This window comes from Paraburkholderia sp. UYCP14C, assembly GCF_004197395.1.
GTDB lineage: Bacteria > Pseudomonadota > Gammaproteobacteria > Burkholderiales > Burkholderiaceae > Paraburkholderia.
Genome location: NZ_SELS01000016.1, coordinates 67737 through 90289 on the forward strand (window position 1 = coordinate 67737; position 22553 = coordinate 90289).

Sequence of the window (22553 nt, forward strand, 5' to 3'; positions counted from 1 at the left end):
CAACGTCTACGCAGGGGTGAAGACGACAGCTCCATGCTCGTCGACTTGCGCGAAGGTTCGAGCAAAGCGGTAGGCCTGTCCTGCAATGACCAATTGATTGAACCCCGACCGGGTGGCGTCCAGAAGCGCGCGGACGATCGTGTTCGGAATGGTCGCGTAGCTTGTCCAGTCCGCATCTGGCTCGCCGGGGTCACCCAGGTAGACTTTGCTGCTTTCGCCTTGAGAGAGCACCAGAATCAGGCTCTTTCCTTTGTCCAGCGAAAGCTCCAGGTACTCTGAAAGCGCAGACGCCGCCTCGGTCGCAATGTCGAGCGGGTCGGGAGAGGAGGTGTTCATAAGTAGCCTTTGTGATCGTGCGTGGCATCACCTGGAAGACGATCAGTCCGGCAACTGCTCGGGCGCACCATCCAGAATGCGAAGCTTTTCGTCGATATCGGGAAGCTGATGACCCGCCGCGCGAAGCTCGTTCACGAGCCGATGCGCGGTTGCACAACACTGCGCCAGCGTCTCATGCAGTCGCGGTTCGCTGCGCAGGCCCGTCACCGCCTTTTCCAGCTCGGAGGGGGACTCGCTCAGCAGGGAGGGAACGACCTCTTCTGGCGGAATCAGGGACCCGTGGCTTAAAAGCTGAGCCGTCCACTCGCATCCATACAGCAACGTGCGGCGCTCGGAACGCTTTGCTTCATCCTGCTCCAGGGTCGCGAGACTGTGCCGGTTCTTGTGAATCGAAGCGCGCCAGGTCGCCAGTATGTCGGCGCGCAACTCTGCAATTGCATTTCCGAGCGACGTGCTTTGTCCGCCGGCCACGAGCCGCCGTTCATCGAGCCGGTCGACGTGGTCCCGGTATCCTTCGAGGAAGGGCTGCCAGTTCAAAGGCAATTCGGTCGTCTCGGAGAACGACCGGCTGGTCTCATTGAGCTCGTTCCTGATGTCCTCGCTGGCCCGGGCATCGGCAAGCCGTGCCTCAAAAACATCGTGAGCCGTCACCATCTGGCGATGAAGGGCGAAAAGCGGATTCTTGTGGCGGCGTTGCAGGTGTCGCTCCGCAGCGCCGGGATGAGCGCTCCATTTCCAGTCGGGCAGCGATTTCGGGTCGAACTCGACCGCGTCGATCATGGGCCGGAATACCGCCAGTCCTTCCTCGGTTGCGTGGCGAAAGCAGTCCGCCAGCTTGAAGTCATTGCCCTGCAGGTTGGTGCCTTCGCTCCCGGCGTAAGGAGAATCCGGTGCGAGCCGCAGGAAGGCCGTAGCGAGGAAAAAGTCCATGGGTAGCTCTACGGACAGACTTTCCAGTCGGAAAGTGCGCTGCTGAGCTGAAAGGGTTTCGACGGAATGCGCGAGGCGGTTCGCGAGGTCGAGGAGCGAGTCGATCTTGTCGCCGGACGACGGTTGCATCGCGTCGGCGAGCAGGCACAAAGATTCACGCGCCATTTTTGCCGCGATGGTGCCGTGCTTCTCAGCGAAAAGCCACAACCAGAGGGCCAGCTGATAGCCCCGGACGCCGTTTCGGGCGAGCGTTTCGACCTCGGGCGAAAACGAAATGCCAGGCGCGGCCCAGTTCGAAAACGGTGCCGAGTCGCTGCCCAGGTACATATCCAGAAGCTGTTTCAACGACTGATGCGTGCCGCTCGGCCAGCTTCGCGTCTCGTCGTACTGCTTCTCGGTCTTCCAAAGTTTCCAGGCCATCGTGAACCTCGCAAGAGTGTGCGGGATGCGGCTTGGTGAAGATACTTGCACACTCGGTCGGGGGCGTAAACCGGCGCTTGACCCTGTTGACCCGGAGAGGCTGTCGCGGCGTGACGGGGTTTAAAGCGGGTCAAAACGCTATCAGGTTGAATCGGCTTTTCGTCGATCAATGCCGCCATAACTCAGGCTTTCTCTGCCTGTATCACCTCGGTCAGATGCCACCCGGCAGCGGGCTTCCGGGCGGCTTCAAATCCGGCCGATTGTCAGTCGCCCGTTGCTTGCGATGTGACGCCTTCGGCCTCCCGTTGTTGCAAGATCCGCCATTGAACCTTGCCGCTGCCGGATCGCGGCAGGCTGCCGATGAATTCAACGAACTGCGGCACTTTGTAAGCTGCCATACGAGTACGCGCCCATTCGCGAATTTCTTCGGCGCTCGCGTCGACACCGGCTCGCGGCACGACAACAGCCTTGACGGTTTCGCCGCGGCGCGGGTCGTGCGCCGCGACGACGCAGGCTTCCTGGATGGCGGGATGCTCGAAAAGCGCGGTCTCGACTTCGGCCGGCGACACCTTGTATCCGGACACGTTGATGATCCGCTTCAAGCGGTCGATCATGAAAAAGTAGCCGTCGCGTCGCGGCCCCCTCGAGGTTGTAGTACAGCGACGTCTGCGGCGCGCATAGATGTTGCGCGAGTTTGGCGGGCCAAAACGGCGACCGGGTCACGATAGCCCTCCGTAGCACGATCAGGCGATCACTTCGTTATAGACCCGAACGTTGCTTCAGGATAGATCCGCAACGATCCATGTGGTGTGCGCTCGCCGGAGGCTCGATTTAGTACTAGGCTAGAAGCCGGATCGACGAAGACCGGTTGACGCGCGAACCATCCGCAGTCGCGCTGGCCCGCTTCGACGTGTTTTCATCGGCGTGTTGCCGCAATGGAGCGAGGTCCACCATGCAATTGTCCGCCGTCAAGGTCGTCAAGCCCGAAGCGACCAATTTCATTCTCGGGCAGAGCCACTTCATCAAATCCGTCGAGGATATTCACGAAGCGATGGTCGGCACGGTGCCCGGCATCAAGTTCGGCCTCGCGTTCTGCGAGGCCTCCGGCAAGCGCCTCGTGCGGCGCTCCGGCACGGACGACAGCCTCGTCGAGATGGCATGCCAGAACGCAACCAGCGTCGGCGCGGGCCATAGCTTCTTCGTGTTTCTGGGCGACGGCTTTTTCCCCGTCAACGTGCTGAACACGATCAAGGCCGTGCCGGAGGTCTGCCGCATCTTCTGCGCGACGGCGAATCCCGTCGAAGTGCTGATCGCTGAAACGGATCAGGGGCGCGGCATCGTCGGCGTGATCGATGGCTTTTCGCCTGTCGGCATCGAAAGCGCGGAAGACATTCAATGGCGCAAGGATCTTTTGCGCACGATAGGGTACAAGCTGTAGCGGCTGCATTTTCTCTCGCTTCACGTGCGCCGCGACGCCTGCGACATCCCATGCAACGACAACGACGCCTCATACCGGGCACGCTGTGGCCCGCCATGCTGCGACAGACCGCACACGCGCTGAGTTGCGGCGCGCTGCAACCGATCGACACGCAACAGTCCGAGCTCGACAGCGGCGGCATCCGCTTCCTCGTGCGTCAGGTGTCGAGCCTGACGCGCAAGGAACAGCAGCTCAAGCAAGCGCAAAAGCTTCAGACGATCAAGCGCCCACCAGCGAATCCTTTTCTTCCCTATGACCGGGATCTGTTCGTCGCCGATATCTCAGACACCCATCTCGCGTTGCTGAACAAGTTCAACGTGATCGATCATCATCTGCTGATCGTCACGCGCGAATTCGCACCGCAGGAAGCGCTGCTCGATCTTGCCGATTTCGAAGCGCTGCTCGCGTGCATGGCCGAGTTCGACGGCATCGGCTTTTACAACGGCGGCACGGAGGCGGGCGCGAGCCAGCCGCACAAGCATCTGCAGATCGTGCCGCTGCCGCTCGGGGAAAGCGGTTCGCCCGTGCCGATCGAGCCTTTGCTCAGTGCGCAGAACGGCTTGCCGGGTTTGCCGTTTCGGCATGCGTTCACCCGCTTCGACGCGGACGAATTGACTCGCGAGGATGCGCCGAAGCTGGCACTTTCCCGCTATCGCGCGCTGCTCGAAGCGGCGGGTATCGGCGCGGTCGAAATCGACCGTGCATGGTGTCATGCGGCGCCCTATAACCTGCTGGTCACACGGCGCTGGATGTTGCTCGTGCCGAGATCGCAAGAGCGTGTCGAAGGCGTGTCGGTGAACGCGCTCGGTTTTGCGGGTTCGCTGTTCGTGCGCGACGCGGCTCAACGGGATCTGATCGAACGGCTCGGTCCGATGACGGTATTGGAACGTGTCGCGCTGCCTGCGAATACATAACGTCCGCGCGACGAACTCACGCACCGTCCGACTGCAAATACCTGTGCGCGAAAGCAATCGCCATGCTGCCTTCGCCGACGGCCGACGCAACGCGCTTCACGGGGCTCAGCCTCACATCTCCGCACGCGAACACGCCAGGTACGCTCGATTCGAGCAGATAAGGATCGCGCTGATGCGACCAGCGTCCGGCCTTGACGACGTCATCGCCGGTCAGCACATAGCCGCGCACATCGCGCGCGATTTCGGGCGGCAGCCACTCCGTCTGCGCATCCGCTCCGATGAAGACGAACAGACCGCCGCAGTCGTGCCGGCTCACTTCGTCGCGGGTCGAATCGCGAACGTCGATGGCCGTCAGATGCGTATCGCCATACGCGCCGACCACTTCCGAGCGCAGCCGCACCGCGACATTCGACTTGCCCGCAAGCTGTTCGACGAGATAGCGCGACATGCCCCTTTCGAGCGAATCGCCACGCACGACGAGCGTCACGCTGCGCGCATGATTGGCGAAGAACAACGCCGCCTGACCGGCCGAATTGCCGCCGCCGATCAGATGCACATCGAGGCCGTGGGTCGCGCTCGCTTCGCTGCGCGCCGCGCCGTAGTAAATCCCCTTGCCGATAAAGCGGTCGAAGCCTTCGATGGCAAGCCGCCGCCACGTGACGCCCGTCGCGAGGATGATGGTTCGGGCGTGCACGGCATCGCCGCCATCGAGATGAATCTGCCGTGCCTGCACATCGATGCGTTCGACCGAGCGCGTCACCAGGATTTCCGCGCCGAGCCGCCGTGCCTGTTGCAGCGCGCGGCTCGCGAGTTCGTCGCCGGAAACGCCATTGGGAAAGCCGAGATAATTTTCGATGCGCGAGGACGTGCCCGCCTGTCCGCCCGGCGCCTCGCGCTCCAGCACCAGCGTGCGCAGACCCTCCGACGCGCCGTACACCGCGGCGGCAAGCCCCGCAGGACCACCGCCGATGATCGCCGTGTCGTATCCGGCGAGACGCGGCTGCGTCTGCAGCCCGAGCAGTCCCGCCAGCTCGCGGGTCGCGGGCCGGCTCAGCACCGTGCCGTCGACGAGGCGCAACGCGGGGCACTCGCCTTGCGTCGGACACGGGCCGGGCCAGCGCGCGGCCAGTTCGGGCGCATCCGGCGCCAGCCAGTCGACGCTGATTTGATTGCGCGCGAGAAACTGGCGCAGCAGCGTGCACGCATCGTCCCACCGATTGCCGACGATCATCACGCGCGCCTTCGGCGGTTCGGCGGAAAGGCTTTGCAGCCCGCCGATGCGCTCGCGCGCGAGCGCGCCCATCCTGAACGCAACATCGGGCGACGCCGCCGCGAGCGCATAGTATTGCGGCGCATCGACACGCATCACGCGCGAAGGCTCGGCCGCCCGATACGCGCCCGGAAACGGCGAGCTCAGTGCCAGCGGCACTTCGCCGAAGATCGTGCCGGGCAGACGCCAGCCCAGAGTTCGCTCGATGCCGTCGAACGTCTTGATGACTTCCATCTTGCCCGACAGCACCGCGTATAACGCGCGCTCGCCGCCTTCATGGACTGCGAACTCGCCCGCGCACAGATGCAGGTCGGCGGCCGCGTGCGCGAGGTTTTCCAGTTCAGTGTCGGGGAGGGCCGAGAACAGCGGCACGGCGCGGATGTCGTCGATCGTCAGCATGGCTTCTTCTTCCGTTCTAACAGGCAGATGACGTAACGCACGGTTCACCGGATTTTCAGAGGCGTCATGTCCGACGATTGGACTCGCGCAAAAGGATGCGCGGACAACGCGCGACGCCGGCCACCACACGGACCCAGTATAGGATTTTCAGGTCGGGACGCCGCGCTGATGTGTGCGTTGGCGGGCAGTGCAATCCTGATGCTTGACATCGTCATCCAGACTATCTGTTCGCAACGTGGACGATCGAACCGTGGGGGCGCTTCTGAAACACCTAAGATGGGTGGACGGCCCGTGATCCGAATGCCGTATTTCGTCGCTGCCATGCAATCGGTACGAAGCAGAGAGCGCGATCAGCGCGGAGGTGCGCAATGGTTCTTCGATGGATGCGAATGGTCTGTCTGGCGACGTGTGTGGGTGGCGGCGCGCAAGGATGTCTGGCAGCGGATTCGTCGGCGGCGCTCGCGGCTGCCGCCGCGCCGCCGGTCGTCTATGTCGCCGATTTCGATCTCGACGCGGCCAATGTCACCCCTGACAACGGACCGGGTCACCGCGCGCGAGGCATCCTGGGCAACCTGGTGCCTGAAGGTCCGCTGCGCCAGCAGCAGGATCCGCAGGCGCGGGCGCGAGACATCGTTGCGCTGATGGCGAAATCGCTGACGGACGATCTGAAGAAGGCCGGGATAGACGCGCACCGCGTCACGCCGGGCGAGCCGCTGCCGCACGTCGGCTGGCAGGTGCGCGGCGTGTTTCTCAGTGTCGATGAAGGCAACCGGTTGCGTCGCGCGATGGTGGGGATGGGCGCGGGCCAAAGCCAGTTTCAGGTCGCGGTGTCGTGCGACAACCTGGCGACGCCGGAGTTGCCGCCGCTCTATGAAACGGTTGAAGAGGGGGCGAGCAGGGATATGCCGGGCGCTGTGATCAAGCTCAATCCGTACGTGATCGCCGCGAAGGTCGTGCTGTCCGGTCGCGATCAAAAGACGGCGGTCAGGAACAGCGCGCAACAGATAGCTGGCGAACTCGCGCGACGGCTTCAGACGGGCGCGAAGTAGAAGAGTCGATTCCGTTGCGAGGCGTGGCTCGCTTGAGCCCGATTACCGGCAGCCCCGGCCCGATCTGCGGCCGGGGCGGTCCGATCAGCAGCCCGTCGGCTTGACGCGCTCGACCGCGAGGCCGAACAGCGGACGCAGCTTCGTGCCGACCACGTTGCCGAAAAATGCCGCGACGAGCCACAGCCAGCCGTGCAGGCTGCCCGACACGATGCCGCTAAAGTACGCGCCGATATTGCAGCCGTACGCGAGGCGCGCGCCGTAGCCGAGAATCAGGCCGCCGACGATTGCCGCGATCAGCGAGCGCAGCGGCAGACGCCACACCGGCGCAAAGCGGCCGGCGAGCGCAGCGGCGACCATCGCGCCGATCACGATGCCGATGTCCATCACCGACTTCACGTCGTGGCTGATCGGTGCGGCAAGCGCGGCCGCGTTCGGGCCGGTGCTCCACACCGGCCAGCTGGCGACGTCGATACCCACCGCCGAGAAGGCCTTGGCGCCCCACAGCGCGAACGCCGACGTGATGCCCCAAGGATGGCCCGACAGCGCGAGCGTCACGAAGTTGAGGATCGCGAGCACGATACCGCCGGCGAAGAGCGGCCACGGGCCATGCAGCCACGGCGACGCGTTCGGTGCGCGATCCACGTCGTTGACGAGTCGGCCGTGACGGCGCTTTTCGATCAGCACGGTCAGCGCGGCGATCGACGCGAACACCACGAGGTTCAGTGCGATCCCCGGGCCGACGCCGAGCGTCTTCACGAGCGAGATCGGCGGCAGATGGGGCATCGCGGACCAGAACGGCATGTGCGCGGTGCCGATCACCGAGCCGATGACGAACGCGATCAGCGTGACCACCATCCGCGTGCTGCCGCCGCCGACCGTGTACAGCGTGCCGGAGGCACAGCCGCCGCCGAGCTGCATGCCGATGCCGAACATGAACGCGCCGACCACGACCGAGGTGCCGACGGGCGACACTTCGCCGACGACCGGATGGCCGAACAGCGTGCCGGCGGAAAGCGCCGGGAAGAACAGCAGCACGCCGATCGCGAGCATCAGCATTTGCGCGCGCAGGCCGGCGCCGCGGCCGTCGGCGATGAACACGCGCCATGCGGACGTGAAGCCGAACGCGGCGTGATAGAGCGTGACGCCGAGCAGCGCACCGAGCACGTACAGCGCGGCCTGTTTGACGCTGACGGTCTGCGCGAGATAGATCGCGCCGATTACGACGAGCGCGAACGCGACGGTGAGCGGCTTCGGATTGATATTGACGACACGGCGGGCCGCGCCGAACGACGAGGACAGATCGGACATGATGTGTGGGGCGGACGCGCTTGTCGCGCGAGGACGGCACGCCTGTGAGACGGCGGTCGCTGCGCGGAAGAGGGCCGCGAATAGTTGTTTTGGGAGAGCGTGGGAGTATACCGAAATGTCGCGTTGCGGCCGCGCCCTGCCAAGATTCGCGCCGCTCGCCGGCAAGTCCGGACGCGCGCCGTGCGGCAAGCCTGAAAGGCCCACCGCGCGCGGCTTTGCGGTAATCCACGGCGATCGAAGTCGGGCCCTTAATAACCGGCTGTAATACCGGTATTTCAAACTTGCATTGAAATCGGTATCAACGCGTTCTTTCCCCGGAGAGCTTACCGGTCTGGCGACTGTTCGCGCAGGTAAGCCTGCGCTTCCGCCTCCGTTTCATAAACATAAGGCGAGAGCCCGCGCCGCGTCAGTGCGCCGCCCAGCTTGGCGCGCATGAACGCGCTGGTAGTAAAGCGCGTGACGCCGAGATAGTAGCGCTGCACCATATCCTCGACCATCTCGACATACGCGTCCTCCAGCGCGGGGTCCAGCACGAAACCCTCGTAGTTCACCACCGCATAGACCTTGTGGTCCAGCGGCTCGCAGACGCGGCATACCTGAGCGCGGATCGCCGCGATGTCGTCCGGACGCTTCACCTCGAGACGCGAGAAATTGAGAAATATGATGTTCTTGTCGTCGTCGTAGATGAAGCGTGCTTCCAGCGGCAGTCGCAAAACGTTCGAGCGCAGGCCCATCGGTTCAGGCAGGAAGATCCGCTCGTCCATCGGCATCGGCGTCGGCGAACGAAGGATCGGTGTGAAGTCCATCCTGGCCAGAATATCGCGCTCCAGATCGACGCCGGGTGCAATCTCGATGAGTTCCATACCATCGGCGCCGAGCTCGAACACGCAGCGCTCGGTGATGTAGAGGACCGGCTTGCCCGATGCGGCCGCATACGGGCCGGAAAACGTGCGATGCTCGACTTCCTCGACGAACTTCCTGGCCGTGCCGTCACGGTGGATGCGCAGCTTGCCGTCGACGACCGCAATCTGGCTCTGGCCCGCCATGAAAGTGCCGACGAACACGACTTTCCTCGCGTTCTGGCTGATGTTGATGAAACCGCCGGCACCCGCCAGGCGCGGCCCGAATCGCGATACGTTGAGGTTGCCCATGCGGTCGGCCTGAGCGAGGCCAAGAAAGGCGATGTCGAGGCCGCCGCCGTCATAGAAATCGAACTGGGCGGGTTGGTCGATGATCGCCTGCGCATTGGTCGCCGCGCCGAAGTTCAAGCCTCCCGCTGGAATCCCGCCGATCACGCCGGGCTCGGTGGTGAGCGTCAGCAGGTCGAGGATTCTTTCCTCGTTGGCGACGCTGGCGATGCCCTCGGGCATGCCGATCCCGAGATTCACCACGCTGTTTGGCTGCAGTTCCATTGCCGCGCGCCGGGCGATCACCTTGCGCTCACTCATCGGCATCGGCGCCACACTGCTCGCGGGGACCCGAAGTTCACCGGCGAACGCGGGACTGTATGGCGTGGCAAAGGTCTGCTGGTGGTTTTCGGGCGGCGCCAGCACGACGCAATCGACCAGCACGCCGGGGATCTTCACCTGGCGCGGATTCAGCGAGCCGCTTTCAGCGATACGCTCCACCTGGACGATCACCAGACCGTGGCAGTTGTGCGCGGCCATGGCGATCGCGAGAGCCTCCAGCGTCAGGGCTTCGCGCTCCATCGTCACGTTGCCTTCCGGGTCGGCGGTGGTGCCGCGCACGATCGCGACGTTGATCGGGAAGGCCTTGTAGAACAGATATTCCTCGTCGCCGATCCGCATCAACTCGACCAGGTTCTCGGTGGTGCGTTCGTTCAGCTTGCCGCCACCGAAGCGCGGATCGACGAAGGTGCCGAGGCCGACTCGCGAAAGATGGCCGGGCTTGCCGGCCGCGATGTCGCGAAACAGGTGGCTGATCACGCCCTGCGGCAGGTTGTAGGCTTCGATCTGGTTATCCACCGCGAGCTGCTGTAGCTTCGGCACGAGGCCCCAGTGACCGCCGATCACGCGCTTGACGAGTCCTGGCATCGCCAGATGGTTCAGTCCCCGTTCCTTGCCGTCTCCCTGGCCGGCCGCATAGACCAGCGTGAGGTTGCTGGGCTTGGGGAGGGCGACCAACGTATCCTCGTCACGCGCCGTGCAGAGTTCCTCGATGGCAATCGCGATGTCTTCCGCGAAGCCGATGCCGACGAAGCCACCGGTTGCGACCGTATCGCCCTCGCGGATCAGGCGCACGGCATCGCGTGCTGACGCCAGTTTGCCGGACGTGCGGGAGAGGATGGCCGGTGAAGGCGCACCCGCGGTTGATTGCGTGTTCACGTTTCACCTCGCCTGATTGGAGCGCGATTGTCTAATAGGCGCCGCCGGTATCGATGGTCAGATGGAGCATGTCGTCTTCGAGGACCCTGATGAAATGTTCGTCCTCCTGCAGCAGTTCCTCCAGCACGTCGCCGTTGGACAGCACGCCGATGACGCGCCCGGATTCGAGAACGGGCAGGTGCCGGATCCGCCTGGTATGCATCGACGCGAGGCATTGTTCGCAGGTATGCTCGGGCGTCACATAAAGCACCTGGGTGGTCATGATGTCGCCAACCCGGGTGTCGGCGGCATTGCGGCCAAGCACCTCGACCTTGCGGGCGTAGTCGCGCTGAGACAGCACGCCAACCAGATTGCTGCCCTGCAGCACCAGCACGGTCGTCACATCCTTGTCGGCCATCAGATGCAGCGCGCTGAGCACGGTGTCGTCGGGGCCGACCGAAATCACCTCCCGAGGGTTCCCGGACAGAAGTTGCCGTGCTGTCTTCCTCTCCTTTTTCATGACCGCCTCCAGACAGAAAGGGGAGCATGTACGGACTCCGCTCGATCAAAGCGAAATCGGCATGCGATCGTCCGGGCCCAGCCAGGGCCGGCGATCTTTTGTGTTTGTTGAATTGCAGTGTAGGTCGCTTGATCTGGGCCGAACGAACATTTTCCCGTTCGGCTCACGCCGAATCCGGAAGGTCGGCTTGGAATTCGCTGCTCGCGTAGCGGTCGACATGGATCGGACGGTGCGGCGCGCCGCACGCGAGCCCGCGGCGGGCCAGATTGCGCTGAAGGCAAAGGTGGTGTCAGTGAAGCGAGCGGCAGCCACCGCACATACTGGGATCGGCGATCGTCGGCTGCGCCTCAAGCGTGCGCATCGCTATTCCGGCAGGTTCCGGAGTCCTCGCGCCAATGCGGTGGCGAGGGCGAAGCCATGCGCACGTGTTTCGTGGAAGTGCTTTAAAGAATGCCGTCCAACGCCTTGGCGAACCTGGCGACCGCGCCTTCGACGTCATGCAGTTTGTCCAGGCCGAACAATCCGATGCGGAAGGTCTTGAAGTCCGCAGGTTCGTCGCATTGAAGAGGAACGCCGGCTGCGATCTGCACGCCGGCATCGGCGAATTTCTTGCCGGACCGGATGCCGTCATCGTCCGTATAGCAGACCACGACGCCCGGAGCCTCGAAACCTTCGGCCGCCACGCTTCTGAAACCTTTGTCACTCAGCAGTGCGCGAATGCGCTTGCCGAGTTCGAGCTGCTCCGCTCTCACTTTGTCGAAGCCGTATGCGTCGGTTTCCTTGATGACGTCGCGCAGCGTCGCGAGGCTGTCCGTGGGCATCGTGGCGTGGTATGCGAACCCGCCGTTCTCGTAGGCTGTCATGATCTCCAGCCATTTGCGCAGATCGCAGGCGAAACTGGTGCTGGTGGTTGCGTCGATTCGTTCGCGGGCGAGAGGGCTGAGCATGACCAGCGCGCAGCAGGGTGACGCGCTCCAGCCCTTTTGCGGTGCGCTGATCAGGATATCGACGCCGCTCGCCTGCATGTCCACCCAGATCGTGCCGGAGGCGATGCAATCCAGCACGAACATGCCGCCGACGGCATGCACGGCGTCGGACACTGCGCGCAAATAAGCATCGGGCAGCATCATCCCGGATGCGGTTTCGACATGCGGCGCAAAGACCAGATCCGGCTTGTTTTCCTTGATGGCAGCGACGACTTCTTCGATCGGAGGCGGTGCGTAGGCGGCCTGCCTGCCCGGTTCGACCGGACGCGCCTTCAACACGGTCGTTTCAGACGGAATCCCGCCCATGTCGAAAATCTGCGACCAGCGGAAACTGAACCAGCCGTTGCGGATGACCAGACACTTTCTGTTCGTCGCGAACTGGCGGGCGACCGCCTCCATGCCGAAAGTCCCGCTGCCCGGGACGATCACGACCGACTGCGCGTTGTAGACTTTTTTCAGGGCGCCGGAAATATCGCGTACGACTCCTTGAAAGAGCTGCGACATGTGATTGATTGATCGGTCGGTGTACACGACCGAATATTCGAGGAGCCCCTCGCGGTCGACATCGGGAAGTAAGCCTGGCACGTTCGTCTCCGGTTATTGACTAATAAGACAATCGAAACCAGATTCTAACGAAAGCCACCTGCAACGGCATCGGCCGGGACGTCCGCGCTACCCATTCGGCAACTTTCGGTATGGAGCAGCCGTCGAGTTGCACCGCGGCCCATCCCGGCAGACGCGGCCGCCGCGTGACGGCACACGCGACGGCACGGCTTCGGCGTCGTCAGTGAGCCGCCGGTTCGTTCAAATAGATGCCCGCAGACAGTCCGGCCTTGACCTGCCGCGTGAACTCATCGGTGGACACTTCCTGCGCGCCGGCCTCGATAGCGTCGTACGCCTGGCGCACGACGTCAGTTGGCGTCGCCTTGGGAACGTCCAGGTCGCGGACCAGATCCGTATCGATGAACCCCGCATGCAGACCGACGACCTGCGTGCGCTGCTCGCGCAGCGATTGGCGCAGGCCGTTGGTCAGACCCCACGCGGCCGACTTCGACACGCCGTAGGCAGACAGAATCGGCCGGTTCACCCAGCTCGCGACGGACAGCACGTTCAGGATCGCGCCGCCGCCGTTCACGGCAAGGCTCCCCGCGAACGCACGCGACATCGCCAGTATGCCGAATACATTGGTTTCGAAGTGATCGCGCAACGCCTCGGGCCCGCCGTCGTCCGTCAGGCTGCCGAGCCGCGCAATGCCGGCGTTGTTGATCAGCAGCGTGACGTCGCGCGCCGCGTCCGCGGCAGCGGCCACCGACGCCGGATCGGTCACGTCGAGTTTCACGGGGACGACTCCCGGCAGCGTCACGCTGGCCGGATCGCGTGCGCCCGCATAGACCTTTCGCGCCCCTCGTTCGAGCGCCTGTTTCGCGAACTCCAGGCCAAGCCCGCGGTTCGCGCCCGTCACGAAAACGACAGCATCTTCAATCTTCATAGTCCTTCCTTTCGCATGATGAATCGCATGCGCGCCGGCTCGCCGTGCGTGCGATGTGATGGAAACAGGGCTGCATTCGCTTACCGAGCCGTTGCGCCGCGCCTTCCGGCGCAGCTGCCCAATCGCGTCGCGCAGCCGGCGCCGGATTGCTTGTGTTGGACGATCGTGACCTTTCACGCTTCGTCTATGACAATGGGCGCAGCATATAACTATGAAAATCATAGTGTCAAGTGTCGCGTGTCTCCACTGTCAATTTCCTGGGGGCTGACAGTTCACGACGCCGTCCGTCATCGCCTTGCCGGGCCGAAGGGCGACGGGCCCCGAGGCGCCCGGCAGCGGCGTTTGCGTCCGCGGGGCGCGGCACAGTGGGCAGGCGGCAACCTGCTGTGCGCAGCGTGGTCCGTGTTTTTCCTATCGATATAGCGGATACGATTAAATCTTTTGCGATTGACATCGGACGCATCTTTGTCCATTATTCGACGCAAGCGATTACATCGCATGCGATATAAGACGCTTGACCCTCTCTCTGACACAGGAACCCATCATGACCCGGATCGATCAAGTCCTCTTCTCAGGCAACTCCCACGCCACGGTCAACCACGACCCCGATGTTCAGCGCGGCGAGCACGGCGTGCTCAACCTCGCGCTCTCGGCGCCCAACGGTGAACGCAGCGATTTCATCGCCACCGCGCTGCACCCGCGCGCCGAGCAGCTGTTCTCGGGCGCGTGGTCGGCCTGTTATATCAGCGCCTTCGAGATTGCGGCCTCGATGCGGAAGGTCACGCTGCCGTCCGACTACTCCGTGGACATCCAGGTCAGTATCGGCACGGTCGGCAACGGGTTTTGCCTCGGCGCCGAGTTCACCATCCGCGCGCCGGGGCTGGAAGCGGAAGTCGTCGAGGCCATCGCGAAGCTCGCCCATCAGATCTGCCCGTACTCGAAGGCCGTGCACGGCAACATCGAGGTCGGCCTGAAGGTCGTCACGGCGTGATATATAAGCCGCATACGACTTAATCGCGAAAGATTTAAAACTCTCTGATATCCGCAAACACACAGGAATCCATCATGGAAAAGATCGAAAAAGTCCTCGCTGCAGGCAACTCCCACGCCACGGTCAATCGCGACCCCGCTGCCCAGAGCGGCGAGTACGGCGTCTATGACCTCAGGCTGACCGCGCCCGGCGTCGAGAACCTCGATTACATCGGCACCGGGCCGCATCCGCGAGCCGAGCAGCTGTTTGCGGGCGCGTGGTCGGCCTGTTACACCACGGTGTTCGGCATGGCGGCCGAGCTGGAGCAGGTCACGCTGCCGCGCGACTACTCCGTGGACATCCAGGTGAACATCGGCCAGACCGGTACGGCGTGGTTCCTCGGCGCCGAGTTCGAGATTCGCGTGCCGGGCGTGGACAAGCAGGTCGTCGAGAAAATCGCGCACCGGGCCCATCAGATCTGCCCGTATTCGAAGTCCGTGCGCGGCAACATCGAAATCAGCACCAGCATCGTCACGGCGTGATCCGCCAGGGCACGTGCCCATCACTGAACATCATCCTTTAAGGAATTTCCATCATGAAGACCAAACTCATCGTTGCATTGCTCGTCGCAGTTTCCGCATCCGTCACCGCACCCGCGTTCGCCAGCGGCTACGGGCCGGCGCCCTTCTACAAGCCGTCGATCGGCGCACCGTCATCGCAAAGCGGTCAGAGCCTGCGAACCGTCGCCGCCGAGCGCGAAGACGCAACCGGCGCGGAAAAGGCTTATGGCGGCGCGGTCTCAGGTCTGTCGGAAGCGGGGAGCCATGTCGCCGTGACGCAGCGCGATAACCTCTTCGCACACCACTAAGTCGTGCACTCTTCCGGCGCTGGGCCGTCGCGCATCTTTGTTGCTCGTGCGCGCCGGCCGCAGCACCGGGGGGCGGTGACTTTTTCACCGAAAAACACGCAATGTTCAGTCATGTAGCGGTCGGCACCAACGACGTGGAAAAAGCAAAGCGGTTCTGCGATGCGGTTCTGGGTGGCCCAGGCCGGTGAAATTCACATGGCGTTGTACCCGGCCAGGCAGCGATGCGAAGTAGGTGACAATGCGATACAATCGTACGCGATCTATATTTTCGTGAAACGCTCGGCTCCAGCCAAGGAGGCTACACATGAAATCCAGGGATCAACTGGCACCCGAAAACCTGATGCTTTCCGACTACCTGTGCTTTGCGGTCTACTCCGCGAACCTCGCGTTCGGCAAGGCATACAAGCCGATACTCGAGGAACTCGGGCTGACCTATCCGCAATACATCGCGATCATTGCGTTGTGGGAGGAAGACAACCAGACCGTCAGTGGTCTTGGCGCAAAGCTGTTTCTCGAATCCAACACGTTGACGCCAATGCTGAAGAAGCTCGAGGCGATGGGGTATCTGGAAAGGCAACGCGATCCCGGTGATGAGCGCCAGGTGCGGATCAGTCTCACGAAGAGCGGCCGGCGGCTGCGCGAAAAAGCCCTGAAGATGAACCCCGTCGAGACGGGCCTTGCGCCCGACGAGTTCGCGAAAATTCAGACCTCGGTCGTGGCGTTGCGGAACAATCTGATCAAGTCGGTCCAGAACGGCGAATGAATCTCGCGGGACTTGTTCTGGTCGAGCGAGTGGTATCAGCCAGCGGTCGCGTAAAAGTCACGCAGACTTGCCGTTCTTCACTGCGTCCCGTCGCGCCGCGCGCTCCTGCGCGTAGGAAGGGCTGAATTCAGCCTTCAGATCCTCGCGCCGCAATGGCTCACCACAGGACTGGCAAACAGTGCCGATGCCAGCGTCTTTACCGCAGGTGAGATGCGTGTAGCGTACGGCCACGTCCTCGTGCGGCGATTTATGCCACGTTTCGCCCCATTCGCGAAGCGCGAGCAGGACCGGGTGGAACGCTCGGCCCTTTTCCGTGAGTTCGTATTCGTAACGGGGGGGCTTGGTCATGTAATGCTTGCGCTCGATCATTCCATCCGCTTCGAGCCGTTTGAGCCGGGACGAAAGCATCTGCGGTGTCGCCTGCGACTGTGCCAGCAGGCTGTCGAATCTCCGATTGCCCATAAACAGTTCGCGCAAGATCAGAACAGCCCAGCGGTCGCCGATAACGGCCTGAGACCGCGCGACCGGGCACAGCGTATCGCTCTTGTCGGGCAATGCAGTCATTCAAACCTCCATCGAAATCGCCATGCTTGTAAGTATGATAATCATAGCAATATTGGTGCGGGCTTGCGCCACGATGCACGCGTGAGGGGCTCGTGGCGCGCGGATTCGCGCGAATCGCGGGCTCTTGCCGCGCGCAGCGGCTTCTTGCATACCGGTTAATTAATTGCCCGCGAGTGCCCTGGTGTTCCCGGCGATCAGTCGGGAAGCGCAGCAAGCAGCTGTGCTGTCGTCAGGATTTCATGGGCGAAAGTGGGGCCGTTCAGATCGTGCGCGGCCCGCATCATTTCCTTCGTAAAAGCGGCTGTAGCGTCCCGCACGAGTGTGACGTGGTAGCCCAGTTCCGTTGCGAAGCGGCTCGTAGACTCAATACATGTATTCGCCAGCAGGCCGACGACGATCACGTGCGTGATGCCTTGCTGTTTGAGCTGAAAGTCGAGGTCGGTGTTTGCAAAGCCGCTTTGGCCCCAGTGCTCATGAACGACGATGTCGCCTTCCTGCGGCACAAAGTCAGGATGCCATTCTCCGCCCCACGTGCCCTTGGCAAACGTCTGGCGCTTCTGGACAAGGCGTTGAGTCGGGTTCGGATGATCCCAGTTGTCGTAATCGCCGGCTTGCCAGCGGCGATGCGGGACATAGACGACCTGAATATCCGCTGTTCGCGCGGCATGGACCGTCGCGCGGAGGTTATCGAGCAGCCGGACTTCTGCGGCGATGTCGCGAAGCATCGGAAAGAGCTTGCCGCCGTCCGACAGAAAGTCGTTGTACGGGTCGACCAGCAGCAGTCCGGTGCGGTCCGCGTCGTATGCAGGGTTGGACATTTCGGTACTCCATGAAATGAGTCTGCGAATGAATGCATTCGCGTCGCGTAGTGGGCGCCGGATTGCTTTGGTTGGACGATTCGTGACGTCTTGCGCATCGTTGGTGGTGAACGAAGAATATAACTATGATATTCATACCGTCAAGTAGGGCGTGGCTTTCCTGGCGATTCCCCGGGAGTGCGCTCTGCGGCAGCTTGCCAGGCAGGCGACACCATTCCGGCCGCAGCGCGATCCTCGTTCTCCCTATCGATATAGCGGATACGATTAAATCTTTTGCGATTGACATCGGACGCATCTTTGTCCATTATTCGACGCAAGCGATTACATCGCATGCGATATAAGACGCTTGACCCTCTCTCTGACACAGGAACCCATCATGACCCGGATCGATCAAGTCCTCTTCTCAGGCAACTCCCACGCCACGGTCAACCACGACCCCGATGTTCAGCGCGGCGAGCACGGCGTGCTCAACCTCGCGCTCTCGGCGCCCAACGGTGAACGCAGCGATTTCATCGCCACCGCGCTGCACCCGCGCGCCGAGCAGCTGTTCTCGGGCGCGTGGTCGGCCTGTTATATCAGCGCCTTCGAGATTGCGGCCTCGATGCGGAAGGTCACGCTGCCGTCCGACTACTCCGTGGACATCCAGGTCAGTATCGGCACGGTCGGCAACGGGTTTTGCCTCGGCGCCGAGTTCACCATCCGCGCGCCGGGGCTGGAAGCGGAAGTCGTCGAGGCCATCGCGAAGCTCGCCCATCAGATCTGCCCGTACTCGAAGGCCGTGCACGGCAACATCGAGGTCGGCCTGAAGGTCGTCACGGCGTAATATGTAAGTCGCATGCGACTTAATCGCGAAAGATTTAAAACTCTCTGATATCCGCAAACACACAGGAATCCATCATGGAAAAGATCGAAAAAGTCCTCGCTGCAGGCAACTCCCACGCCACGGTCAATCGCGACCCTGCTGCCCAGAGCGGCGAGTACGGCGTCTATGACCTCAGGCTGACCGCGCCCGGCGTCGAGAACCTCGACTACATCGGCACCGAGCCGCATCCGCGAGCCGAGCAGCTGTTTGCGGGCGCGTGGTCGGCCTGTTACACCACGGTGTTCGGCATGGCGGCCGAGCTGGAGCAGGTCACGCTGCCGCGCGACTACTCCGTGGACATCCAGGTGAACATCGGCCAGACCGGTGCGGCGTGGTTCCTCGGCGCCGAGTTCGAGATTCGCGTGCCGGGCGTGGACAAGCAGGTCGTCGAGAAAATCGCGCACCGGGCCCATCAGATCTGCCCGTATTCGAAGTCCGTGCGCGGCAACATCGAGATCAGCACCAGCATCGTCACGGCGTGATCCGCAGGGCACGTGATCCCGCTGGAGCACGTGCCCGTCACTGAACATCGATCAGGGAATCCCCGTCATCAAGACCAGGCGCAACATTGCATTGTTCGTGCGTCGACGGCGTTGGCGGACGTGCAAGCTGCCGGGGCCCCGAGATCACCCTGGACGCAACGTTGGTCTACTAATCGTCTTAGGAGAAGCACCATGCCAGACTCCTCGCAGTTCGACGTCGACCGTAGCCATCCGGGCCGGTGGACGATCACCTTCAGCAATCCGCCGATCAACATGTTTGTACCCGACACGATCGTCGAATTGGGGACGGTCATGACCGAGCTCGAATCGGATCCTTCCGTCAAGGTCGTCGTGTTCCAGTCGGCGAATCCCGATTTTTTCGTCGCCCATCTCGATGTAGCCAAAGCGGCCGAACGGCCAGAGGTGCTGGGCCTATGGCGCGACTTCGTACTGCGCCTCTCGTCAGCGCCGGTGGTGAGCATCGCCAAGATTCGCGGCCGCACGCGCGGCATCGGGAACGAGTTCGTGCTGGCCTGCGACATGCGCTTCGCCAGCAGGCAGAGTGCCATTTTCGGCAACCCCGAGGTTGGCGTCGGTCTGCTCCCGGGCGGCGGAGCGCTGGAATGGCTCCCGCGGCTGATTGGTCGTGCGCGGGCGCTTGAGTTTATCCTCAGCGCCGACGACTTCGATGCCGACGTCGCCGAACGCTACGGCTGGGTGAACCGCACGCTGGACGATGACGACCTTGACTCCTTCGTGGATACGCTCGTCCGCCGTCTGGCCTCGTTCGACCGTGAAACACTCGGCGCGGCGAAAGCGCAGATCAATCGGTTCGGCATGCCCACGGCGGCCGAACTGCAGTCGAGCATTGATCTGTTCTTCCCGGCGCTGGCCTCGCCGAGTGGGCAGGCCCGCCGCGCCAAACTTCGTAGCCTGGCTTACGGCGTGCCGAGCGACTTCGAACTGAATTTCGGCAAGTACCTGCCGTCGCTAGGACCGGCTGGCGATGAAGACACGGATCCGCCACTTACAGGCGCGCCGAAGGGCTGAGCCTCTTCGCGCGATTCGAGCGGCGGCCGCTAACACGGCCTGCCGCGGCCCGGTTGCGCTCAACGCCGCCCTGGCCGCGGGCGGCGTCCCGGCGATTCGCAGCCCTACGCCGCCTGGTCGGTCGAAACACCGACGCAATTGCCGCATGAGCGCGCCTTGCCCATTCGCAGGCGTCCGGCGCTCACTGTCACCTCGCTACCGCAATCGCACCGGCAAACCCACAATCCATCGCCGGCATACCGCTCGGTGGTCAGCTGGCCGAAAACTTCGCCGCTCTTCAGCGCAGGCGAGCCCGGTCGCGACCGCCACACGCGCCGCTGCTCACGGCAGCCGCAATCACGCACTTCACCGCTCTCCACCGCCTTCAAGGCAGCAGTCACCTGGCGCCCGCACCGGCATTGCCAGAGCCATACCTGCGCGCCGCAATATTGAAGCGCGACGAGATCCCCAAAGGAGCGACCAGCCACATCGCGACGTGGCGGAAAAGGCCATTGAGGCTGCGGCGGGCGGCGGGGCGGGCGGCGGGTACGTTTGTTCACGAGAGGTAAGTGGGGTTGCGGCGTCGTACTGTCAAGCATAGCCGCGCATTTGGTTCGCAGCGGGCCAGCAAAGTAGTGACAGAGCGTTCCCATACTACAGGCTATGGCCGGCCATCATGGTGACGTCGCGCCAGACAATCTGGAAGTCGCGCGGAGACCGGCGATGATGCCGCCGGTCGGTCGCCGCCGCCGTCGGATTCTCAGCTTCGGCTGGATCAGCTTAAAGCCGTTATGTGGTGTAGCTCACACTTTGTTGCAATTTGCTGCGGATGATCAGAATGCCCGCCCAGCAAGGCTCAGCGGCTCACGGCGACATGCGAACAGGGTTGCGCTTTCCGCGGCAGGCTGAAGATTTCAAACGCTGAACCGTTAAAGGACTCAACAAGTGGGGAACACACATCATGAAGATCGAATCCGCCAATTACCCGCTCGCGACTCCGCAGAACGGTGCGCAGCGCGCAACGATCAACAGCGATGCGAACGATGCCGTCGAATCCGCGCAACCAGTCAGCGCAGCCGGCGCGCAGAATCCGACGATTAGTCTCTCGTCAATGTCCGCGCTGCACACGTCGAGCGATTCCGATATCGACACGGCGAAGGTCGAGTCGATCAAGGCCGCGCTGCGTGACGGCAGCTACAAGGTTGATTCCGGAAAGATTGCCGACGGCGTGCTCAGCACCGCGCGCGACCTGTTGCAAACGACGACTCGCTGACCGGCGACCGAACGCAGCAACACCGACGGCCGTGAAGGCGAGCATCGGCATCCATCCGTTTAGCGACGGACGAGACGCAGCTCACGACAGCCCGCGCTAGCGCTGCACAATGACCGTCGAGGTAGTTTCATACGTGATGCGCACATGGCTGCGGCGCGGGAGCGAATGCATTGTGTCGACCAGATCGGGGCGATTGACCTTGACCGAACGAGCCACTCCGGATTTGTCGGCAAATGTCAGCAGACCCAGTTTCTTATTGATGCCTGTTACTTCGACAACGCCTTCAAAGGTTCCAACGGCCTGAAAACCTTCCTCTTTCTTTTCAGGTGAGAACTGAGTCACTTTCACCGTACGGTTCAGGTGCGTCACAGGCGTACCCGCCGCAAGGGTCAGTCCGGTGACGTACGGTTCGACATAGTGCGTCGTGACCTTGTCGCCCACCTGAAGCCAGCTGAGCACATCCTTGTGATCCTTCGCGTTGAAGCTGAGACTCTCCCGCCCCGGAACGTCCACGACGACGATTGCGTTCTTCTGGTCGATGTAACTGACCGTGCCGCTTTCGCTGTCGACTGAAGCCCCGCTGGGCACGCTCGCCTGCGCCTCCGGGGCCGAAGCGTCCGCCGCTTTGCAAACGGGCAGCAATGCGCACAAGCCGAATACAGTAACGCACATCGCGCACGCCTTTCTAATGGAAGAACGACTAATAAGCTGGGAAAGCATGGAGATCCCTCCTGTGCGAATGCATTTCAAAACTCGAGAAACGACAGGTTCGGATTGCAGCGTTCAAGAGGCGCTGACCGCGGCTAATTGTCTGGTACCGGTTTGCCTGGACAAAAGAGAAATGCAAGTAATCGCTACAGTAATTAAGACCATCGTTAGCTAATTGCGCTTGATGTCCCGCACCGTTTGGGTAGACGAAGCGGGGGGACAACGACCTTCTCGCTGCCTGGATTATAGGTGCCGATCGGATGCGCGACAAAAATGGTGTGTTGCCGAGGTGAAGGTGGAAAAAAGGTGTCCCCATCATGTACGAGTCATGTTTCTGCTTCCATACTCTTAATAAATGGGCCGTGTGCGCACGTCGAGGAGAGCGCCTCGGTCGGGCTCAGGATTGAGTCACCACGAGCAACCCTGATCGGCTGGCACGAAGTATGTTCAGGAGCGCGTCATGAAGACCTTGGTGATACTGGCATGCGTCATCCTCTCTGCGAACGCGTTTGCAGAGTGCGCGAGAAATGCCCGCGGTGAAACGGTGTGCGGCAATGGGCAGACGGCCGGCGGTTATAACAAGAATACCGGCACGGCCTGGCAATCCCAAACGAACCAGAATGGGGTGCACACGACCCAGACCAATCGCGGCGGGCAGGCAAAGACGGCGAATGGCAAAGGCGTGGCCAAGGGCCCGGGCGGGACCACCTGTTATCGGACCGCGAACAGTCACGGTTGCAACTGATAGCGTTTCTGCCGCATCGTGAACGTCTTCAATCGCATTCTGATCGGCT

At 62.5% G+C, this 22553-nt stretch carries 23 protein-coding genes and 1 pseudogene; 12 read left to right on the forward strand and 12 right to left on the reverse strand.

The annotated features are described in order from the left end of the window. Positions 1-6 precede the first annotated feature (6 nt). The 3 genes and pseudogenes from EVC45_RS16935 to EVC45_RS16945 form a co-directional block, all read right to left on the reverse strand. The gene (locus tag EVC45_RS16935) at positions 7-336 is read right to left on the reverse strand and encodes a hypothetical protein (protein WP_129959090.1); all 330 of its coding nucleotides are present in this window, start codon (positions 334-336) and stop codon (positions 7-9) included. Between the two features lie 42 nt (positions 337-378). Further along, positions 379-1686: a tryptophan leader peptide gene (locus EVC45_RS16940; protein ID WP_129959091.1), complete on the reverse strand. Its 1308-nt coding sequence runs from the start codon at positions 1684-1686 to the stop codon at positions 379-381. A gap of 263 nt (positions 1687-1949) precedes the next feature. Beyond that, positions 1950-2315, reverse strand: a pseudogene (locus EVC45_RS16945) (long-chain fatty acid--CoA ligase); the annotation flags it as partial. Between the two features lie 323 nt (positions 2316-2638). On the opposite strand from EVC45_RS16945, the gene EVC45_RS16950 reads away from it, so the two are divergent. Both EVC45_RS16950 and EVC45_RS16955 read left to right on the forward strand, forming a co-directional pair. Then, positions 2639-3124: an adenosine-specific kinase gene (locus EVC45_RS16950; RefSeq protein WP_129959093.1), complete on the forward strand. Its 486-nt coding sequence runs from the start codon at positions 2639-2641 to the stop codon at positions 3122-3124. A 50-nt stretch (positions 3125-3174) separates the two neighbouring features. Next, positions 3175-4077: a DUF4922 domain-containing protein gene (locus EVC45_RS16955; protein ID WP_129959094.1), complete on the forward strand. Its 903-nt coding sequence runs from the start codon at positions 3175-3177 to the stop codon at positions 4075-4077. Positions 4078-4093: 16 nt separating this feature from the next. Here the strand turns inward: EVC45_RS16955 and EVC45_RS16960 are convergent, their stop codons facing one another. Then, positions 4094-5746, reverse strand: a complete 1653-nt coding sequence (locus EVC45_RS16960; RefSeq protein WP_129959095.1) for a cyclic nucleotide-binding domain-containing thioredoxin-disulfide reductase — start codon at positions 5744-5746, stop codon at positions 4094-4096. Between the two features lie 368 nt (positions 5747-6114). Between EVC45_RS16960 and EVC45_RS16965 the strand changes: the two genes are divergently transcribed. Then, complete coding sequence (locus tag EVC45_RS16965) at positions 6115-6795, forward strand: DUF4410 domain-containing protein (RefSeq protein WP_129959096.1); 681 nt, start codon at positions 6115-6117, stop codon at positions 6793-6795. A gap of 84 nt (positions 6796-6879) precedes the next feature. On the opposite strand, the gene EVC45_RS16970 is transcribed toward EVC45_RS16965, so the two are convergent. The 5 genes from EVC45_RS16970 to EVC45_RS16990 all read right to left on the reverse strand — a co-directional run bounded on the left by EVC45_RS16970 (position 6880) and on the right by EVC45_RS16990 (position 13422). After that, positions 6880-8103, reverse strand: coding sequence for a YeeE/YedE family protein (locus EVC45_RS16970; RefSeq protein WP_129959097.1), 1224 nt, complete (start codon positions 8101-8103; stop codon positions 6880-6882). Between the two features lie 323 nt (positions 8104-8426). After that, entirely contained in the window at positions 8427-10448 is a 2022-nt protein-coding gene (locus tag EVC45_RS16975) for an acyl CoA:acetate/3-ketoacid CoA transferase (protein ID WP_129959098.1), read from the reverse strand. A 31-nt stretch (positions 10449-10479) separates the two neighbouring features. After that, positions 10480-10947 (reverse strand): CBS domain-containing protein, encoded by a 468-nt coding sequence (locus EVC45_RS16980; RefSeq protein WP_129959099.1) that lies wholly within the window; start codon positions 10945-10947, stop codon positions 10480-10482. 443 nt (positions 10948-11390) lie between these two features. Further along, positions 11391-12518: an aminotransferase class V-fold PLP-dependent enzyme gene (locus EVC45_RS16985; RefSeq protein WP_129959100.1), complete on the reverse strand. Its 1128-nt coding sequence runs from the start codon at positions 12516-12518 to the stop codon at positions 11391-11393. 199 nt (positions 12519-12717) lie between these two features. Beyond that, positions 12718-13422 (reverse strand): SDR family oxidoreductase, encoded by a 705-nt coding sequence (locus EVC45_RS16990; RefSeq protein WP_129959101.1) that lies wholly within the window; start codon positions 13420-13422, stop codon positions 12718-12720. Between the two features lie 544 nt (positions 13423-13966). Between EVC45_RS16990 and EVC45_RS16995 the strand changes: the two genes are divergently transcribed. The 4 genes from EVC45_RS16995 (at position 13967) to EVC45_RS17010 (ending at position 16023) form a co-directional block, all read left to right on the forward strand. Beyond that, the gene (locus tag EVC45_RS16995; RefSeq protein ID WP_129959102.1) at positions 13967-14413 is read left to right on the forward strand and encodes an Ohr family peroxiredoxin; all 447 of its coding nucleotides are present in this window, start codon (positions 13967-13969) and stop codon (positions 14411-14413) included. Positions 14414-14487: 74 nt separating this feature from the next. Then, complete coding sequence (locus tag EVC45_RS17000) at positions 14488-14934, forward strand: Ohr family peroxiredoxin (protein WP_129959103.1); 447 nt, start codon at positions 14488-14490, stop codon at positions 14932-14934. A gap of 53 nt (positions 14935-14987) precedes the next feature. Beyond that, the gene (locus EVC45_RS17005) at positions 14988-15260 is read left to right on the forward strand and encodes a hypothetical protein (RefSeq protein WP_129959104.1); all 273 of its coding nucleotides are present in this window, start codon (positions 14988-14990) and stop codon (positions 15258-15260) included. A 304-nt stretch (positions 15261-15564) separates the two neighbouring features. Then, positions 15565-16023 (forward strand): MarR family winged helix-turn-helix transcriptional regulator, encoded by a 459-nt coding sequence (locus EVC45_RS17010; protein ID WP_129959105.1) that lies wholly within the window; start codon positions 15565-15567, stop codon positions 16021-16023. Positions 16024-16080: 57 nt separating this feature from the next. Here the strand turns inward: EVC45_RS17010 and EVC45_RS17015 are convergent, their stop codons facing one another. Both EVC45_RS17015 and EVC45_RS17020 read right to left on the reverse strand, forming a co-directional pair. Then, complete coding sequence (locus EVC45_RS17015; RefSeq protein WP_129959106.1) at positions 16081-16587, reverse strand: helix-turn-helix domain-containing protein; 507 nt, start codon at positions 16585-16587, stop codon at positions 16081-16083. A 194-nt stretch (positions 16588-16781) separates the two neighbouring features. Continuing rightward, positions 16782-17405, reverse strand: a complete 624-nt coding sequence (locus EVC45_RS17020; RefSeq protein WP_129959107.1) for an isochorismatase family cysteine hydrolase — start codon at positions 17403-17405, stop codon at positions 16782-16784. 376 nt (positions 17406-17781) lie between these two features. Between EVC45_RS17020 and EVC45_RS17025 the strand changes: the two genes are divergently transcribed. The 4 genes from EVC45_RS17025 to flgM all read left to right on the forward strand — a co-directional run bounded on the left by EVC45_RS17025 (position 17782) and on the right by flgM (position 21051). Then, positions 17782-18228, forward strand: a complete 447-nt coding sequence (locus tag EVC45_RS17025) for an Ohr family peroxiredoxin (protein ID WP_129959102.1) — start codon at positions 17782-17784, stop codon at positions 18226-18228. A 74-nt stretch (positions 18229-18302) separates the two neighbouring features. After that, complete coding sequence (locus tag EVC45_RS17030; RefSeq protein WP_129959108.1) at positions 18303-18749, forward strand: Ohr family peroxiredoxin; 447 nt, start codon at positions 18303-18305, stop codon at positions 18747-18749. A 192-nt stretch (positions 18750-18941) separates the two neighbouring features. Then, positions 18942-19799 (forward strand): enoyl-CoA hydratase/isomerase family protein, encoded by an 858-nt coding sequence (locus EVC45_RS17035; protein WP_129959109.1) that lies wholly within the window; start codon positions 18942-18944, stop codon positions 19797-19799. A gap of 940 nt (positions 19800-20739) precedes the next feature. Next, entirely contained in the window at positions 20740-21051 is a 312-nt protein-coding gene (gene flgM / locus EVC45_RS17040) for a flagellar biosynthesis anti-sigma factor FlgM (protein ID WP_129959110.1), read from the forward strand. A gap of 96 nt (positions 21052-21147) precedes the next feature. On the opposite strand, the gene EVC45_RS17045 is transcribed toward flgM, so the two are convergent. Beyond that, the gene (locus EVC45_RS17045; protein ID WP_129959111.1) at positions 21148-21771 is read right to left on the reverse strand and encodes a hypothetical protein; all 624 of its coding nucleotides are present in this window, start codon (positions 21769-21771) and stop codon (positions 21148-21150) included. Positions 21772-22219: 448 nt separating this feature from the next. On the opposite strand from EVC45_RS17045, the gene EVC45_RS17050 reads away from it, so the two are divergent. After that, positions 22220-22504 carry a hypothetical protein gene (locus tag EVC45_RS17050; protein WP_129959112.1) on the forward strand — a complete coding sequence of 95 codons (285 nt, stop codon included), beginning with the start codon at positions 22220-22222 and terminating at the stop codon, positions 22502-22504. The last annotated feature ends 49 nt before the right edge of the window (positions 22505-22553 follow it).

What these genes read in the sequence shown, in the direction of transcription:
- EVC45_RS16970 (WP_129959097.1), bottom strand. Translation starts at nt 8,103, where the DNA reads ATGTCCGATCTGTCCTCGTCGTTCGGCGCGGCCCGCCGTGTCGTCAAT.
- EVC45_RS16940 (WP_129959091.1), bottom strand. Translation starts at nt 1,686, where the DNA reads ATGGCCTGGAAACTTTGGAAGACCGAGAAGCAGTACGACGAGACGCGA.
- EVC45_RS16955 (WP_129959094.1), top strand. Translation starts at nt 3,175, where the DNA reads ATGCAACGACAACGACGCCTCATACCGGGCACGCTGTGGCCCGCCATG.
- EVC45_RS16980 (WP_129959099.1), bottom strand. Translation starts at nt 10,947, where the DNA reads ATGAAAAAGGAGAGGAAGACAGCACGGCAACTTCTGTCCGGGAACCCT.
- EVC45_RS16950 (WP_129959093.1), top strand. Translation starts at nt 2,639, where the DNA reads ATGCAATTGTCCGCCGTCAAGGTCGTCAAGCCCGAAGCGACCAATTTC.
- EVC45_RS17045 (WP_129959111.1), bottom strand. Translation starts at nt 21,771, where the DNA reads ATGCTTTCCCAGCTTATTAGTCGTTCTTCCATTAGAAAGGCGTGCGCG.
- EVC45_RS17050 (WP_129959112.1), top strand. Translation starts at nt 22,220, where the DNA reads ATGAAGACCTTGGTGATACTGGCATGCGTCATCCTCTCTGCGAACGCG.
- EVC45_RS16965 (WP_129959096.1), top strand. Translation starts at nt 6,115, where the DNA reads ATGGTTCTTCGATGGATGCGAATGGTCTGTCTGGCGACGTGTGTGGGT.
- flgM (WP_129959110.1), top strand. Translation starts at nt 20,740, where the DNA reads ATGAAGATCGAATCCGCCAATTACCCGCTCGCGACTCCGCAGAACGGT.
- EVC45_RS17030 (WP_129959108.1), top strand. Translation starts at nt 18,303, where the DNA reads ATGGAAAAGATCGAAAAAGTCCTCGCTGCAGGCAACTCCCACGCCACG.
- EVC45_RS16935 (WP_129959090.1), bottom strand. Translation starts at nt 336, where the DNA reads ATGAACACCTCCTCTCCCGACCCGCTCGACATTGCGACCGAGGCGGCG.
- EVC45_RS17010 (WP_129959105.1), top strand. Translation starts at nt 15,565, where the DNA reads ATGAAATCCAGGGATCAACTGGCACCCGAAAACCTGATGCTTTCCGAC.
- EVC45_RS16995 (WP_129959102.1), top strand. Translation starts at nt 13,967, where the DNA reads ATGACCCGGATCGATCAAGTCCTCTTCTCAGGCAACTCCCACGCCACG.
- EVC45_RS17020 (WP_129959107.1), bottom strand. Translation starts at nt 17,405, where the DNA reads ATGTCCAACCCTGCATACGACGCGGACCGCACCGGACTGCTGCTGGTC.
- EVC45_RS17015 (WP_129959106.1), bottom strand. Translation starts at nt 16,587, where the DNA reads ATGACTGCATTGCCCGACAAGAGCGATACGCTGTGCCCGGTCGCGCGG.
- EVC45_RS17000 (WP_129959103.1), top strand. Translation starts at nt 14,488, where the DNA reads ATGGAAAAGATCGAAAAAGTCCTCGCTGCAGGCAACTCCCACGCCACG.
- EVC45_RS16960 (WP_129959095.1), bottom strand. Translation starts at nt 5,746, where the DNA reads ATGCTGACGATCGACGACATCCGCGCCGTGCCGCTGTTCTCGGCCCTC.
- EVC45_RS17025 (WP_129959102.1), top strand. Translation starts at nt 17,782, where the DNA reads ATGACCCGGATCGATCAAGTCCTCTTCTCAGGCAACTCCCACGCCACG.
- EVC45_RS16990 (WP_129959101.1), bottom strand. Translation starts at nt 13,422, where the DNA reads ATGAAGATTGAAGATGCTGTCGTTTTCGTGACGGGCGCGAACCGCGGG.
- EVC45_RS17035 (WP_129959109.1), top strand. Translation starts at nt 18,942, where the DNA reads ATGCCAGACTCCTCGCAGTTCGACGTCGACCGTAGCCATCCGGGCCGG.
- EVC45_RS17005 (WP_129959104.1), top strand. Translation starts at nt 14,988, where the DNA reads ATGAAGACCAAACTCATCGTTGCATTGCTCGTCGCAGTTTCCGCATCC.